The organism is Chitinophaga rhizosphaerae (assembly GCF_003958645.1).
GTDB lineage: Bacteria > Bacteroidota > Bacteroidia > Chitinophagales > Chitinophagaceae > Chitinophaga > Chitinophaga rhizosphaerae.
The window spans coordinates 348,841-364,099 of sequence record NZ_RXLO01000006.1 but is presented as its reverse complement, the minus strand read 5'-3'; the positions used below and the strand labels follow the sequence as shown (position 1 = coordinate 364,099).

Genomic DNA, 15,259 nt, shown 5'->3' with positions numbered 1-15,259 from the left:
CCGAACATCTTGCTGGAACCGAGCACCATACCCGAGGCAACCCTGTATGCATATACGGTCCTGTTTACGGCGATCATGATCATAGTCCTGTTCATGACCGCCGCCGTGCTCCGCCGCCGCCGCAAACGGTACCAGACGGAGAAGCGCGTGCAGGAATATTTCGATCAGTGGCTGGGAGACCTCCTGCTGGGAGAGATCAACGAAAACAGCGATATCGAAATTCCGGAAGAGCTGCTCGACCGCCCGCATAACCGCCTCGCGCGCGAGTTCGCCATCAATCAACTCATCAATACCAAAAAGAACCTCATCGGCCAGGCCTCCCGTAATGTGATACAGCTGTACAGACTGCTGGAGCTGCGGAAAACATCGTGGGACAAATTCTCCAGCCGCTTCTGGTACCGCAAGGCCCGCGGTATTTACGAACTGTATATGATGGAGCAGCGGGATGCCGGCGGCGCCATCGGCAAACATACCGACCACCGCAACGCATACGTGCGCGCCGAAGCCCAAACCGCCCTGCTGGCGTTCGAAGGGTTCGACGGGCTCCGGTTCCTCGGCGGCCTCACCCAGCCCATGAACAACTGGCAACAGCTCAAACTGCTCGAACAGTTGCACGCACTCGACCCCGGGAACTTCGAAGGCCTGCCGCAGTGGCTCGGTTCGGCGAACGACAGCGTGGTGATATTTGCCCTGAAGCTCGCCGATATCTACCAGCAGCTGCAAGTCAGGGAAGAGACCATCCGCTGCCTCCGGCATCCCAATTCCCATGTGCGCGAACAGGCCGTGAAAACGCTGGTACATTTCGGGGACGAAGAAGCGGGCAACCTGCTCGCCGAGCAATACCCGACGGAAACGGAGCACAACCGCAAAGCGATCCTCGAAGGCCTCGAACAGGTGGCAACCGACGCGCAGCGCGGGTTTCTCGAAACCACGCTCGCCAGCGACGATCCCGCCGTTCAACTGCAATCGGCCCGCATCATTTCCCGCTGCCTGAAAGGCGGGGAAGCCATCATCGCCGCCAAAGCCCTGGCCCAGCCGGAACCCTACCGGCAAATATTGCTTCACATTCAAAGCGAATCCGTACGATGAAAATACTGGCCGATATCCTCGTTTACCTGCTGGTGACCGGCATCTTCGTATATTCCGTCACCCTCATCATCTCGTACATCGTTATCGGCATCAATTCCGTGAACGAAACACGGGAATACCTGCATAAGAACGAAGCCACCGACTACCGCCTGCTGGCCGCGTCGCCGCATGCGCCCACCGTCAGCATCCTGGCGCCGGCGTACAACGAAGGCGCTACCATCGTGGATAACGTGCGGTCGCTGCTGTCGCTATACTACAACAAACTCGAACTGGTCGTCATCAACGACGGGTCGAAAGACGATAGCCTCCAGAAGCTCATCGACGCGTACCAGTTGGAAAAAGTGGATTTCTTCGTCAACTACCGCATCCCGACGAAAGAAGTGAAGGCCGTTTACAAAACGAAACACCCTGCCTACAACAAGCTCGTGGTGGTGGATAAAGTGAACGGCGGAAAGGCGGATGCGCTGAACGTGGGTATCAATATCGCTACGAACGATTATATCGTTTGCATCGACGCGGATTGTATCCTGGAGCACGACGCCATTCTCAAAATGGTAAAACCGTTCCTGGAAGAAGGGGAGAAGAAAGTGATCGCGTCGGGCGGGGTGATCCGCATCGCGAATTCCTGCGAGGTCACCAATGGCCGGCTCACGCGGGTGCATCTTCCTGACAACTATTGGGCCCGCATGCAGGCGCTGGAATACATCCGCGCATTTTTGCTGGGGCGCATGGCCTGGGCGCGGCTCGACGGGCTGCTGCTCATCTCCGGGGCATTCGGCGCGTTCGACAAGGAGATCGCTATCCGCTGCGGCGGTTACAATACCAATACGGTAGGGGAAGATATGGAGCTGGTGGTGAGGATGCGGCGATATATGCATGAGCAGGACGTGCCGTATAAAGTGACCTACATTCCCGATCCGCTTTGCTGGACGGAAGCTCCCGAAACCGGGACCATCCTCACCCGCCAGCGTAACCGGTGGACGCGCGGCACGATCGAAACGCTGCGCTTTCACAAGAAAATATTCCTGAACCCGCGGTACGATCTGCTGGGGGCATTGAGCTATCCCTACTGGCTGCTGTTCGAAATGCTGGCACCGCTGATCGAGTTCGCGGGGTTCGTGGTGTTTTTGTTCCTGGCTTTCTTCGGGCTCATCAACTGGCACATGTTCTTCGCGTTTTTGATATTCATCGTATCTTTCGGGTACCTCAACAGCGTTTTCGCCATTTACATGGAAGTATATACCTTTAACCAGTACCGCCGCCGCAAGGAGATCCTCAAGCTGGTGCTGGCGGCATTGACGGAGCCGTTCATATTCCATCCGTTCGTGGTGTGGGCGGGCGTTCGCGGGTATTTCGATTTCTTCCGGAAGTCGAAAAGCTGGGGAGAAATGACGCGCCGGGGATTCGGGAAACCCCAGCCCAAAAACGGCTGATTTCAATATTCATGCATCCTTTATTCCGCCCCGCCGGATTAATATCGTAAATTCGTTCCGCAATATTCGGTCACAATGCGCAAAGTTATGAATAACGCAGATTTCGGATTCGACGTATTATTCAAATATGCGACACTAGGCATACTGGTGGCCGATACGGCCGGCAATATCGTGATGTCCAACCCGTTCCTGCTCCGGCAGTTCGGATATACGGCCGAGGAACTGGAAGGCCAGAAGGTGGAAAAACTCATTCCAGACCGGTACGCCGGCCGTCACGAAAGCCATCGCGACCGTTTCAGCCATCATCCCCATAACCGGCCCATGGGCATGGGAATGGATCTTTTCGCGCGGCGGAAAGACGGGACGGAATTCCCGGTGGAGATCAGTCTCGGTGTTTATGAAGCGCCCACCGGCCGCATGGTGGTGGCCTTCGTGAGCGATATTTCCCTGCGCAAGCAGTCGGAAGACGCACTTCGCGAACTGAACGCGGAACTGGAGCAGAAGGTGGCAGACCGTACGGAATCGTTGTCGAAGCTCGTGAAGCAGATGGAAATGCAGATGAAGGAGATCGAGCGGAAAGACAATGAGTTACGGATGGCCCTGCAGAAGGAAAAGGATTTGAACGAACTGAAAAGCCGCTTCGTTTCCATGGCTTCCCACGAATTCCGGACGCCCCTCAGCACCGTGCTCTCCTCCTCCTACCTCATTTCCCGCTATACGGCGGGAGAGGAACAGCCGCAGCGCGAAAAGCACATCCAGCGGATCGTTTCCTCCGTCAACCTCCTGACCGATATTCTCAATGATTTCCTCAGCGTAGGCAAGATCGAGGAAGGAAGGATCCATGTGCGGCCGGCCACGGTTAACGTGGAATCGATCATCGGCGCCACCGTGCAGGAGCTCTTCGAGCTCAACAAAAAGAACCAGCGCATTTCGTACGTGCATACCGGTGATCCGGAAGCGCTACTCGATCCCGCGCTGCTCAAACATATCATCCTCAACCTGTTGTCCAACGCCATCAAATTCTCGCCGGAAGGCAGCGCCATCGCCGTTGCTTCCGGAAGGGAAGCGGCGCAACTGGTGATCCGCGTGGCCGACCAGGGCCGCGGCATCAGCGAAGACGACCAGGCCCACCTTTTCGAACGCTTCTTCCGCGGCAACAATGTGTCGGACATCCAGGGCACCGGCCTCGGACTGCATATCGTAGCCAAGTATACCGAACTGATGGACGGCAACATCCAATGCCGCAGCGAGGTAGGAAACGGCACCGAATTTATCTTGACTTTTCAAATCCCGCCCAACATATGAGCACGATTCTCCTGATCGAAGACAATGCCGACATCCGCGAAAATACCGCGGAAATCCTCACCATGGCCAATTACAAGGTGCTGACCGCAGCCGATGGCATGCAAGGCGTGCAGATGACTTTCGAGCATCACCCGGATCTGATCATTTGCGATATTTCCATGCCCGTGCTCGACGGCTACGGCGTGCTGCACATGCTGCACAAACGCAACGCCCTCCAGCATACGCCTTTCATCTTCCTCACCGCCCGCACCGAAAGAACGGATATGCGCAAAGGCATGGAAATGGGGGCAGACGATTTCATTACCAAACCTTTCGACGCCATGGAACTGCTCCAGGCCATCGAAATCCGGCTGCAGAAAGCCAGCAGACTGAAGGAAGACATCGCCCAGGGCCCCGGCGCCATTTCGGCGCTGCTGTCTGTATCCGGAGGGGGAGACCAGCTGGAGGCGCTGAAGAACGAGCGTAATACGCAGCTGTTCAAAAAGAAACAGGCCGTGTATTCCGAAGGCAAACACGCCACCAACCTGTTTTACATTATCAAAGGGAAGGTCAAGTCCAGCAAGCGGCACGATAACGGGAAAGAGCTCATCACCGGGCTTTACAACGAAGGCGATTACTTCGGATATACACCGCTGCTGAGCGGCGGATTGTACCAGGACAGCGCCGAAGCGATGGAAGACGCAGAGATCGCCATGATCCCGAAAGCGGATTTCGAATCGCTTATGAACAGCAACCCCGCCGTGCAGCGCCGTCTCATCCAGATGCTGGCCAACAACATGGCCGAAAAGGAAGAGCAGCTGCTGGGCATCGCTTACAACTCCCTGCGCCGAAAAGTGGCCGACGCGCTGCTGGCGCTGGATAAAAAATATAACGCGGCCGGAAGTATGCAATTCAGCATCGACATCAGCCGCGATAACCTGGCCGCCGTTGCCGGTGTAGCCAAGGAATCCCTCATCCGGACGCTGGGAGATTTTCGCGACGAAAAGCTCATCAGCATCCGGGAGGGTGAGATTATCCTGGAAGACCGTAAGAAGCTGGCGCGCCTCCTGAATTAGGGAGGTCTGCGCACTGCATCCGCAGGTGCCCGATTTCTTCTTTCATTTTGCCCAGGTCGGATTCCAGCCCTTCCCGTTGCAACAAATACGATTTGCCATCCGAATGTTTCTGGTACAACATCACCAGGTCGTGGTGCATCAGCGCGAGCGCCTGGTCGTTCTGCAGGAATTGCTGCTGCAGGGATTCCGCCCGTTCCAGGAACTGGCGCGACGAGTCCAGTTGCAAAGCCTCCATCAGCCGTTGTTTCAGCAGGATGTTCTCCTGTTTGAGGAACTCCAGCATCCGCAATAATTCAAATTTCTTCTCCCGGCTCATTTTTACTTGTTATGTGCGATGAATAAGGCGCAGGGCACTGCTTTCATGAGCAGATCGGCCATGCTGGCCTTGAACCAGCGGCTCACGGTGCTGCGCTGGTAGGCGCCGAGCACCACGAGGGTTTTGCTGTCTGCCTTCAGCAGGTGGTCGAGGATAGCGTTTTCCGCATCGCCCTGCAATACTTCGTACGCGGCGTTAGGATTGTGCCTTTTCATGAACTCCTTCATCAGGTGGTTTTCCGGAACGTGATGGTTATCGTCTCCGCGAACGGTGATCACGGTGGCCGGCAGTTTGTTCGTTTCCGGCAGGATGGCGGAGAACATTTTGATGGCGAACACGGACGAAGGCGCACCATCGTACAACATCACCGTTTTCTCCACGGGTTGCCATTTCAGTGGCGCTATCAGCACGGGGCATTGCACTTCCGACAGCAAATCGCGGACAAATCGCGTGGGCGCCGCTTCGGAGAAACGGGTGAAAGTTTCGTCGGCGCCGACGATCAGCAGATCGGCGTATATGCTTTCCCGTAACAGATCGGGGAGGGCGAACGATTTATCGCGGCGAACGGTGAAATTGATGCCGCCGGCCTGGCAGGCGGTTTCGAATTCCTTGACGGCATTGTCCCGGATCTGTTTATCCTTTGCTATCCGGGCTTCGAGGTCGTCGGTTTCCATGGCGCTAGCGATGGAAAAGCTGTTGTGGGTGAAATCGTCGAGGAAAACGCCGACGAGGTGGGCTTTTTCCCGGGCGGTGACAGCTATGGCCGTTTGCATGCTGGATTCCGAAAGTTTGAGGCCATCAAGGGCAACAATGATCTTTTTCATGATATAAAATTCAGTTAATATGAGTGAAGCAGGAATGATATCGGTCAACGGAGCCGTTGATCGTGGTCGGGGCGGATCAGCCGGGCGTAAAATAGCCGCGCCCCCGCCTTTTTTTACAACAAAAAGCGGGGGCGCGGGTTCTTGTGCGGTATTTTATTTATCGTAGTGGACAGGCGGTAATTTCGTAGCGGGTACGCCTTCGCGGGTGATGATCACGGGCTTGATAAGGCCGTTTTCGTCGAATTCCAGTTTTTCGATGCAGGTTTCCCGGGAATTGGCGTCTTTTTCACCAATGGGGCGGCGGTGATAGACGATGAAGTATTTTTCCGTTCCGGGAATATGAATGACGGAATGATGACCCGCGCCGCTAGCGATGGCAGGGTCCTGGTCCAGGATTTTACCGATCCGCCGGAACGGGCCGGCAGGGGAATCGGCGATGGCATAGGCCACGCTGTAGTCGGGGCCCGTCCAGCCGCCTTCCGACCACATGAAATAATATTTCCCGTTTTTGATGAACATGAACGGCCCTTCCACATACTTTTCCGGCGTGATCTCGCGGAAAACCGCCCCGTCTTCAAACGGTTCGAATCCCGTAAAATCATCTTTCAGCCGCGCGATGTTGCAATGGCGCCAGCCGCCGTAAATAAGATAATGCTTCCCGTCCTTGTCACGGAAAACGAACTGGTCGATGGGTTGGGCGCCGTTGTGGAACTTGTCTATGAGCGGTTTGCCGAGATGATCGCGGTAGGGGCCTTCCGGCTTATCGGCCACAGCCACCCCGATGCCGCCGTATTCCTGGTCGTTCTGAATATCGTTGGCCCCGAAAAACAGCCAGTATTTTCCATGGTGCTGGATGACGGAAGGCGCCCACATGGCGCGTTTCGCCCATTTGACGGCCGCCGTGTCGAGAATTCGGGCGTGTTTCTTCCATTTCACGAGGTCGGCCGAGGAAAAGGCATCGAAGAACACCTGTTTTTCGTACGGGGCGGAGAAAGTGGGGAATATCCAGTAATTCCGGCCGTAGATGATGGCTTCCGGGTCGGCATACCAGCCCGGGAAAACGGGGTTGCCGGACATTTTGCGTTTGGACTTTTGCTGTGCGGAGGCTGGGAAGAACGCCGCAGCGGCGCAGCAGAGGAGGATCAGGCGCTTCATATCCGAAATATAGAAAAAACAATCGGGGCTTCCGCCAACAGGCGCGTTCTTATTCATTGCGCCAGACTATTCGCCGTACTGCAATGGCACCATCCTGCCGGTAGGGTGCGGTGTGCCGGCGGGCTGATCATTTTTCCGCGAAATAATTGTGAATAAAGGAGAACCCCGATATCTCGAATTCCCCGGCGCCCTTGGCTACCAGGAAAAGGTCGTGGATGCCAAAGGCGTGCCGTAACTGGCCGGTAAGTTTCACGTTGAAAGTGGTATCCGCCGTGTCGGGGATGCGGATGGAACCGAGTTTTTTGCTCCGCTTGCCGTTGGGCCTGTCTATCCGGAATTCCAGCCTGGGGGCGGATTTCCCTTTCAGGTTGCTGCTGATCACCACTTCGAACCCGATTTCCCCCATGCTCAGGTTCACCTGTCTGAACCCGAGGTACGAGCCCTGCTTCATCATGTACTTCGTTGTGTCCGACGCCGGCGTGCGCAATGCACCCTGACCGCTTGCCCGCATTGACAAGCAGCACAGCAAGGCCGCTGTTACGAGGATCGCAAGTGGTTTCATAGGTACGGTTCGATCTCGGGTTTTTTCTTCCCGGCAAATTACATAAAATATTAGAATAAAATATTATGAATCAATTTTTACCGGCTGCGGTTTACCGGCGGGGAGCACGAGCGAGAACTGCGTTCCCTGGCCGGGAATGCTCTGTACATTCAGCTGGCCTTTGTTCTGGGCGGTGAATTCCTGGCAAAGCAGCAAACCCAGCCCGCTGCCCCGTTCGCCTTTGGTGCCGTAGCCGGGCGCGGATTTGAAAGTGAAGAGTTGCGGAATTTTTTCGGAGGCGATGCCGGTGCCCTGGTCGTGCACGCGAAAAGTAACCTGGCCTTCGACATTCATGGCCGATAGGCGGATTTCCCCGCCGGGGTAGCTGAATTTCACGGCATTGGAAATGAGGTTGCGGAGGATGACGGACACCTGGTCCCGGTCGGCATACACCCAGCAATCGGCCGGTACATCCACCTGGAGATGGATTTCCTTTTCCCGGATGGCGTTTTCGAACAGCGCCACGATCTCTTCGGTGAGGTTGGCCAGGGACGCGTGGACCGGTTTCACCCGGATGCCTTTCATCTGGCCCATGCTCCAGCGCAGCATATTATCCATCGTGCCGGCCAGGCGGTTCACTTTTTTATACAGTTCGTCGGCCGCGTCTTTCATGTCTTCTTCGGGGTATTCGCCCTTGCGGAACATGTCCAGCAACATTTCCAGCGTGGCGAGCGGCCCGCGGATGTCGTGCGCGATGATGCTGAACAGTTTTTCCTTGTCGCGGTTCAGCGCCACCAGCGCCTGGCGCTGCACTTCCTTCTCTTCTTCGTAATCGTCGTGCACCCGCTTGAAATAGGAGAGGGCCATGATGATGAAAGATAGTCCCCACGCCACGTTGAAGATGATCCGGTCGTGCGGGACGGGCCTTTCGGGGATGAAGTTGACCCAGGAAAAGCGTATCGCGAGAAAGGAGGCGATCATCACGAAGGAGAGCGACATGATGAGCCACTTATTGTCGTATACCAGTACGGTCACGATCAAAATGTTCAGGAGGAAATATTCCACCCCGTTCCGGTAGATAAGGGCGGTAACGGTGTAAATGATGATGCTGGAAATAATGATGAAGAGCCTGGCGCTGAGGTACCGCTGTTTCCAGGTGAGGATAACGGTGCCAACGCTGCATGCCACGTTGAGGCAATTGAAGAACGACAGGAGGTACCGCTCCTGGATACAGTTGGTGATCGCGAAAAATACCAGTCCGGGGATCCAGGGTACGGTCAACAGGTTGAGGAGCCGCGTGCGGCGGGCCTCAATGAAGGGCATATCCGGTGTGATGCCTATGTTGAGCAGTCGGAATAGGAATGATCTGGCCGATAATTCGGAAAATGGCATGGTGCAAAGATAGAAAACCTTCGGCATCGTGGTAGCCCCCTGAACACCATCGCTTTACGGTTGAAAAACGTATTTTTGCCGTTCAAAATCCTAATATATGGCTGCCAGGTTCTATTCCCGCGATCATTTTTTTCAGCGAATGCCCCAGGAAATCGTACTGGCGGCAGACGTTTACCGGCGTATGCTCGAAAATGGCTGGAAGGAATTTGCCCTGGCGGAATTTGAGATTTATTTCGTGTCGGACGACCGCCAGAAGCTGGAAAAGCTGGGATATTTCCTGCAAGACGTTTATAAAATGAAAGTGGCGGGCACGCGGCAGTCGGGCGGCGGGATCATCGAAATGGGGTGCCTCACCGTTCCCATCCCCGTGAGCGAGGAAAATCTCCTGTATTTCGTGATGGATATGTGCCTCAAGGGGTTTGAGCACGATTGCCGGATGGATGGCTACTCCACGGCCCCCGCGCCCGCGGAGCTGCAATATCCCGACGAAGCGCCCGAAAAACTGGCGGAAATCTTCGACCGGGGGCTGGCTTCCTACGCCAACCGCAACTTCAGCGACTGCGCCATCCAGTTCACTTCCGCCATCCGCATCTTCCCGGAAAACCCCAACGCCTGGTATTCCCGCGCCATCGCCAAAGACGAACTGCTCCTCAACGCCAAAGCCCGGGAAGATTATGATGAAGCCCTGCGGCTCTCTCCCGGATTCAAGGAAGCCTGGATCAACCGGGCCGTCAACAAAGACGAAGCGGGCGATTATGCCGGCGCGCTGGCGGATTACGACCAGGCCATCCTCCTGGATGCCCTCAATCCTGCCGTGTACTTCAACCGTGGCAACACCAAACAACGCCTGGGCGACCAGGCCGGCGCCTGCCGCGATTGGACCAAGGCCCGCGACCTCGGTGGCGATTATGCCGACGAAAGCCTCCGGGCGTATTGCGGCCAGCAAAAATGAGTTTCCTAAATCCTGATCCTGTTCCGCCAGGGCTGCACCCTGCTGCGGGGCTCCCTGCCGAGGAACGCATATAACTGCCGGAGCCAGTACCTGAAACTGTGCATGGGATTGATTTTGCCGAAAGATAGAACCGCCCGGCGCAGCTTCCCGCGCAAGTCGACGAACTGCGCGGCAGGGCGACGAACAGCGTAATCTCCCGACGAACCTTTCCCTAGTAAATCAGCTTTTTCAGGTTATCCACGTAATTGCGGCCGATGCTAAGCTCCGTCCCGTTTTCCATGACGAGGAACATCTTGCTGATATCGCGGTACACTTCGCGGATGTGGAGGATGTTGACGATATGGGAGCGGTGGATGCGGATGAACTTTTCGGGATCGAGGCGCTTTTCGATGATGCCGATGCCCTGTGAACTGAGGTAAGATTGGTCGTGGGTGTGGATTTGCGTGTAGTCTTTTTCCGCTTTGAGATAGATGATCTCGTCGACGGCGATGCTTTTGAGCCGGTTGCCTTTTTCGACGAGGATGCGCCTGGGGAAATTGACCGTTTGCGCTTCTGCGAGGAAGTGCAGGTTCTGGGCATGACCGCCCCGGTGGATGCGTTCCATCGCTTTGCTGAAACGCTCACGGGTGTAGGGTTTGAGGAGATAGTCGAGCGCATTCATCTCGAAGGCCTGCAACGCGAACTGGTCGTAGGCCGTGGTGAAAATGATGAGCGGGATATGGGTGATTTCTTCCAGCACCCGGAAGCCGTTCATAGCCGGCATCTGGATGTCGAGGAAAATGAGGTCGGGCTGAAGGGCGTTGATGTCGCGCACGGCCTCCAGCCCATTGCGGCATTCACCTGCCACGGTGATGTCCGGGAAATCCGCGAGGTACTGGCGGATGAGGAAACGGGATGCTTCTTCGTCGTCTATGATCAGGGCGGTTTTTCGGCTCATGAAGGTCGATTGGTATGTGTGTAAAATATGAAACGAAGGCCAGACGGCTGGTTGCGATGGATGAGCAGGCTTTCCGAAAACAGGAGCTCCAGTCTTTGCCGGATGTTGCGCAGGCCCACGCCCGTGCTTCTCCCGATTTCCGCCAGTTCTCCGCTGTACCCTACGCCGGTGTCGCTGATCTCGATCCGCAATTTGTCGGATTCCCGGGCGATGTCGATATGGATCTTCCCGCCATGGATGCTCGGCGCGATCCCGTGCCGGATGGCGTTTTCCACGACCGGTTGCAGCAGCATGGAAGGGATCATGATGTTTTCGGCGCCGTTCAGCGGACTGATACTGAATTCCAGTCTTTCCCGGAAACGGCTGTGCTCCAGTTCCAGCATGGTGCGGATGTAGCGGATCTCCTCCTGCAACGGTACCCATTCATGTTCCGTACAATATAGCGAATAGCGGAATGTATCCGCCAGCCGGGCGATCAGTTCGCGGGTCGGTTCCTGCTCGATGGGCACGCTGGCGCTGATGGAATTAAGCGTGTTGAAAAGGAAATGCGGCTGGATCTGCGCCTTGAGTGCGTTGATTTCGCTGCGGAACGCCGCGTCCGCCAATTCCTTTTCCTTTTTCAGCTGCGCTTCCCGCTCCAGGAAAAAATGATATACATGCAGCAGGCTGAAACACTGCAGATAATATACGATTACGGGGAAAACCGACCGCAGGATGTTGATCCCCTGCATGGTCGGCTGGCCCACAATAATATTATAGAGCTGCGTCCCTCCCAGCCAGGCGCCCCAGAAAAGAGGGATGAGCATCAAATGCAGGCGGAACCGGAAGCGGAGCGGACGGTCGCGGAACTTCCGGAAAACCAGGAACCAGCAAGGCACGCTCACCGTCAGCAAGATCACCGAATCCCAGCAGATCATCCGCAGGTAAGCCGCGTCTACCCGGCCCAGCAATACTTCCGGAATATAGAGGACGAAATCCTGCACCACGAACAACAGGCAATAACCCGCCACTTCGCCCCAGGTGATATTGCTGTATGCGCTCTTTTTCAGTGCAGCTGCTATTTTTCCCATAAATGACTTGCTCATAACCGTCCAAGTTGGCGGGAAGTTACGGCAATTTCAGGAGAGATCCCCGGCCGGGAGACCATCCGGTCTTATTGTTAAAACCTAATGCTGTATTGCGTTTGGCGGATTTTTGCCGGTTGAAGTGTTGCATCTTTTCCCTGAAATGCCGGATCGTACCGCTGAAATAACGGCTTAAACGAAACCGGCCTAACGTTTGTTGATCTTTCATAAAACTATTCTATATGACTACCGCCCAAATCGCCTCCCGCCTCGAAACGCTCTGTCGCGCGGGAGATTTCCACACGGCCGTGGACGAACTTTATGCCGACGCCGCCGTGAGCATCGAGCCCTACGAAACGCCTGATTTCCAGAAGGAAACGCGTGGCAAAACCAATATCCTCCGGAAAGGGGAGAAATTCGGATCCATGGTAGACAACATGCATGCGCTCACCGTCCGCGATACCGTTACCACCGGCAACGTTATTGCCATGGTCATGGGGATGGACGTGACCATGAAAGGCAGGCCCCGCGCAAATTTCGAAGAGCTGTGCGTGTACCATGTGAAAGACGGGAAGATCGTTTCCGAACAGTTCTTCATGTAGCCTGCACGGGCTTTTAATGCATCACCTGCACGAGGACTTTCCATCCCGCCGGCGAATGCCCCCAGATTCGGAGGTAATGCGCCTTCCGGCCCACGTACAACACGTCGCCATAGACATAAGCGAGGTCTTTGGCGGCGGAAAGAAACGATCCCACAGGACGGAACTCGGGGGCTACCGGCATCCGCCCGATAAGTTCAAGGAACCTGTCCGCTTTTGATACAGGTACGTGGCGTTCCAGGTTCAACCAGGAATGTTCGTCCAGCACTCCCTCGTAGGCTGCCTTGCCTGCCGTGCGGTAATTTTGGAGAAACGTCTCTTCTGCCTTGTTTGGCGTAGCCTGGGGATCGGGCGTGAGGGAAACGGTAATGGGGTTGGGGGGCGGATCGGCATATAACCGCTTGGGAAACCGGATACCGAAATCGATGAGGTATTTCCAGTCGCCGGAAAGGCCGCGCACCCAGAAGGTAGTGTATTGCCCGGCGAGAAGGAGCGTGTCCGTCCCGGGGTGTTTCATGTAATACGGCCCGGTCGTGAAACCGGAAGCGCCGTCGCCCGAGGCGCCGGCATATTGCGGGCCCCAAATCAGCTGGATGTCGCTTTCCGGCCGCTGGCGCCATTGCGCCAGGGCGTTCTCGTACTGGCCGTTGTCCATGGCAACGGCGGTACTGTCGGTATACGCCAGGAAGGCCGACCGCACACCATGTTGCACGGCGTGCGCGGCAAAGCTCCGTTCTGCCCGGATAACGGAAGATACGTCCTGCGCAGCGGCTCTTATCGACAGAAAAGCAAATACAAAAGCAGTCAGATAGGAATGTTGCATGTAAGGTGGTTGATCAAATTACAGTAATCTACGAAATCCCGCATACCTGGAAATGACGTAAATTCCGGGATGACTTCTCAACAGGATAACGATAAGAAACTCGCCGCTGAAACGGCGGTTTCGATGCTCCGAAGCGGTATGACGGTCGGTTTGGGGACAGGGTCCACCGCCGCATATGCCCTGCATGCCATTGCGGAGCAGCGATTGGACATCAAAGGGGTTCCCACATCCCGGCAAACCGCCGAACTGGCGCGGTCGCTCGGTATTCCGCTGGTGGATATCAATGATGTGCCGTATATCGATATCACGCTCGACGGGGCCGACGAGTTCACGCCGTCCCTCGATCTCATCAAGGGCGGCGGTGCGGCGTTGCTGCACGAGAAAATCGTGGCGGTGCGGTCGCGGCAGTTGGTGATCATGACGGATGCTTCGAAACGGGTGGGGCAACTGGGCAAATTCCGCGTGCCGGTAGAAACGGTCCCATTCGCCGTGCGCTATGTGCAGGACCGGCTGGCTGCGATGGGCGCCAGCAGCAGCGTCCGCCACGGGGTGTTGACGGATGAGGGGAATGTCGTGATAGATGCGGATTTTGGTCTGATAGCCGACCCTGCTGCATTGGGCGCGCGGTTGAAATCCGTTACGGGCGTGGTGGAACATGGGATTTTCGCGGGGATGGCCGCGCTGGTGCTCATGGGCGATAATGGTGCGGTGGAGCGATTTCCGCAAGTTTCGGGTGGCTGAACCAACTGGCTGCGTTAACTTTGCGGCCATGTCTGCCCGAACTTTCATCATTCCCGCATCCGACCCTTTCAGTTTCGACGAATGCCTTTGGTTTTTGGACCGGGGGTTCGACGAATGTATGCATACCATCCTGCCCGCCCGCGTCAGAAAGCTCGTGCCTTTGCCGGGAAACCCTGTGCTGGTGGACCTTCGCGCACATTCCGAAGGTATTGCGGCCGAGTTGCTGGAGGGCGACGTTCACCCGGGCACGGAAGCGGCCTTGCGGGCGTACATCCAGGAATGGCTCGCGCCGCAGCAGGACATCCTTCCCTTTTACGAAAAGCTCGCCCGTATACCAGCGATGGCATATATGCCCGAAGCGTTCAAAGGCCTTCGCCTGATCGGTATTCCCGATCTTTTCGAGGCGTTGGCCTGGAGCATCATCGGCCAGCAGATCAACCTGCCCTTTGCCTACCGGCTGAAACGAAGGATGGTGGAGCGTTGGGGAGAAAGTTACGATTTCGGGGGAACGGCGTATCACCTGTTCCCGGCGCCTTCCGTGATGGCGGCGGCCGATCCTGCGGAACTGCGTGCCATGCAATTCACCGGCCGGAAAGCGGAATACATTACCGGCGTGGCCAAACAATTCGCGGAAGGCCATGTGAGCAAAGCGGCGCTGCTGGCGCTCCCGGGGCTGGAGGCGCGCCGCAAGGCGCTGACAGACCTGCGCGGCATCGGCATCTGGTCTGCCAACTACGCGCTCATGAAAAGCCTGCGCGATGCTACCTGCATTCCGCATGGCGATGCTGGATTGCTCAACGCACTGTTATCCCATCAACTCATTTCCGATAAATCCGATCTGGCCGCCATGGAAAAACTCTACCGCAAGTTCAAAGGCTGGGAAAGCTATATGGTGGCCTATTTGTGGAGGAGCCTCGCGGTAAAAAGCTGATATGAGGATATGCATATCTGTTATGGCTTCATTACAAACCCATAACCGGTTATCGGCAGCGGCATTTCCCATAACCAGAAACGGGACTGTCTCGAAAGTAAT

General features: G+C 56.1%; 16 protein-coding genes. 8 read left to right on the top strand and 8 right to left on the bottom strand.

The annotated features are described in order from the left end of the window. Window positions 1-9 precede the first annotated feature (9 nt). From EJ361_RS16445 to EJ361_RS16430, 4 genes are all read left to right on the top strand, one after another. A complete protein-coding gene (locus EJ361_RS16445; RefSeq protein ID WP_126246733.1) occupies window positions 10-1,089 on the top strand; it encodes a HEAT repeat domain-containing protein in 1,080 nt (359 codons plus the stop codon). Then, entirely contained in the window at window positions 1,086-2,522 is a 1,437-nt protein-coding gene (locus EJ361_RS16440) for a glycosyltransferase family 2 protein (protein WP_126246732.1), read from the top strand. Before EJ361_RS16445 ends, EJ361_RS16440 begins: the two co-directional genes overlap by 4 nt. A gap of 87 nt (window positions 2,523-2,609) precedes the next feature. Further along, complete coding sequence (locus tag EJ361_RS16435; protein ID WP_240646648.1) at window positions 2,610-3,827, top strand: PAS domain-containing sensor histidine kinase; 1,218 nt, start codon at window positions 2,610-2,612, stop codon at window positions 3,825-3,827. Beyond that, window positions 3,824-4,882, top strand: a complete 1,059-nt coding sequence (locus EJ361_RS16430; RefSeq protein ID WP_126246730.1) for a response regulator — start codon at window positions 3,824-3,826, stop codon at window positions 4,880-4,882. The genes EJ361_RS16435 and EJ361_RS16430 overlap by 4 nt, the downstream gene beginning before the upstream one ends. On the opposite strand, the gene EJ361_RS16425 is transcribed toward EJ361_RS16430, so the two are convergent. From EJ361_RS16425 to EJ361_RS16405, 5 genes are all read right to left on the bottom strand, one after another. Beyond that, window positions 4,839-5,198, bottom strand: a complete 360-nt coding sequence (locus EJ361_RS16425) for a hypothetical protein (RefSeq protein WP_126246729.1) — start codon at window positions 5,196-5,198, stop codon at window positions 4,839-4,841. The two genes, EJ361_RS16430 and EJ361_RS16425, sit on opposite strands and share 44 nt — an antisense overlap. A gap of 2 nt (window positions 5,199-5,200) precedes the next feature. After that, window positions 5,201-6,022 (bottom strand): universal stress protein, encoded by an 822-nt coding sequence (locus EJ361_RS16420; protein WP_126246728.1) that lies wholly within the window; start codon window positions 6,020-6,022, stop codon window positions 5,201-5,203. A 153-nt stretch (window positions 6,023-6,175) separates the two neighbouring features. Then, window positions 6,176-7,177 (bottom strand): glycoside hydrolase family 43 protein, encoded by a 1,002-nt coding sequence (locus EJ361_RS16415; protein ID WP_126246727.1) that lies wholly within the window; start codon window positions 7,175-7,177, stop codon window positions 6,176-6,178. 127 nt (window positions 7,178-7,304) lie between these two features. After that, complete coding sequence (locus EJ361_RS16410; RefSeq protein ID WP_164714293.1) at window positions 7,305-7,631, bottom strand: carbohydrate-binding protein; 327 nt, start codon at window positions 7,629-7,631, stop codon at window positions 7,305-7,307. A gap of 171 nt (window positions 7,632-7,802) precedes the next feature. Further along, window positions 7,803-9,041, bottom strand: coding sequence for a sensor histidine kinase (locus EJ361_RS16405; protein ID WP_164714292.1), 1,239 nt, complete (start codon window positions 9,039-9,041; stop codon window positions 7,803-7,805). A 166-nt stretch (window positions 9,042-9,207) separates the two neighbouring features. Here EJ361_RS16405 and EJ361_RS16400 point away from each other — a divergent pair, with 166 nt between their 5' ends. Then, on the top strand, window positions 9,208-10,062 hold the full coding sequence (locus tag EJ361_RS16400) for a tetratricopeptide repeat protein (protein WP_126246724.1): 855 nt from the start codon (window positions 9,208-9,210) through the stop codon (window positions 10,060-10,062). Window positions 10,063-10,273: 211 nt separating this feature from the next. Here EJ361_RS16400 and EJ361_RS16395 read toward each other — a convergent pair whose 3' ends face one another. Together EJ361_RS16395 and EJ361_RS16390 are read right to left on the bottom strand one after the other, a co-directional pair. Beyond that, the gene (locus EJ361_RS16395) at window positions 10,274-10,999 is read right to left on the bottom strand and encodes a LytR/AlgR family response regulator transcription factor (RefSeq protein ID WP_126246723.1); all 726 of its coding nucleotides are present in this window, start codon (window positions 10,997-10,999) and stop codon (window positions 10,274-10,276) included. Then, on the bottom strand, window positions 10,996-12,084 hold the full coding sequence (locus EJ361_RS16390) for a sensor histidine kinase (protein WP_126246722.1): 1,089 nt from the start codon (window positions 12,082-12,084) through the stop codon (window positions 10,996-10,998). The genes EJ361_RS16395 and EJ361_RS16390 overlap by 4 nt, the downstream gene beginning before the upstream one ends. A gap of 221 nt (window positions 12,085-12,305) precedes the next feature. Between EJ361_RS16390 and EJ361_RS16385 the strand changes: the two genes are divergently transcribed. After that, entirely contained in the window at window positions 12,306-12,665 is a 360-nt protein-coding gene (locus EJ361_RS16385) for a nuclear transport factor 2 family protein (RefSeq protein ID WP_126246721.1), read from the top strand. Between the two features lie 13 nt (window positions 12,666-12,678). On the opposite strand, the gene EJ361_RS16380 is transcribed toward EJ361_RS16385, so the two are convergent. Next, window positions 12,679-13,485 carry a hypothetical protein gene (locus EJ361_RS16380; protein WP_126246720.1) on the bottom strand — a complete coding sequence of 269 codons (807 nt, stop codon included), beginning with the start codon at window positions 13,483-13,485 and terminating at the stop codon, window positions 12,679-12,681. A 69-nt stretch (window positions 13,486-13,554) separates the two neighbouring features. On the opposite strand from EJ361_RS16380, the gene rpiA reads away from it, so the two are divergent. Beyond that, window positions 13,555-14,226 (top strand): ribose-5-phosphate isomerase RpiA, encoded by a 672-nt coding sequence (gene rpiA / locus EJ361_RS16375; RefSeq protein WP_126246719.1) that lies wholly within the window; start codon window positions 13,555-13,557, stop codon window positions 14,224-14,226. A 28-nt stretch (window positions 14,227-14,254) separates the two neighbouring features. After that, complete coding sequence (locus EJ361_RS16370; protein WP_126246718.1) at window positions 14,255-15,157, top strand: DNA-3-methyladenine glycosylase family protein; 903 nt, start codon at window positions 14,255-14,257, stop codon at window positions 15,155-15,157. Window positions 15,158-15,259 lie beyond the last annotated feature (102 nt).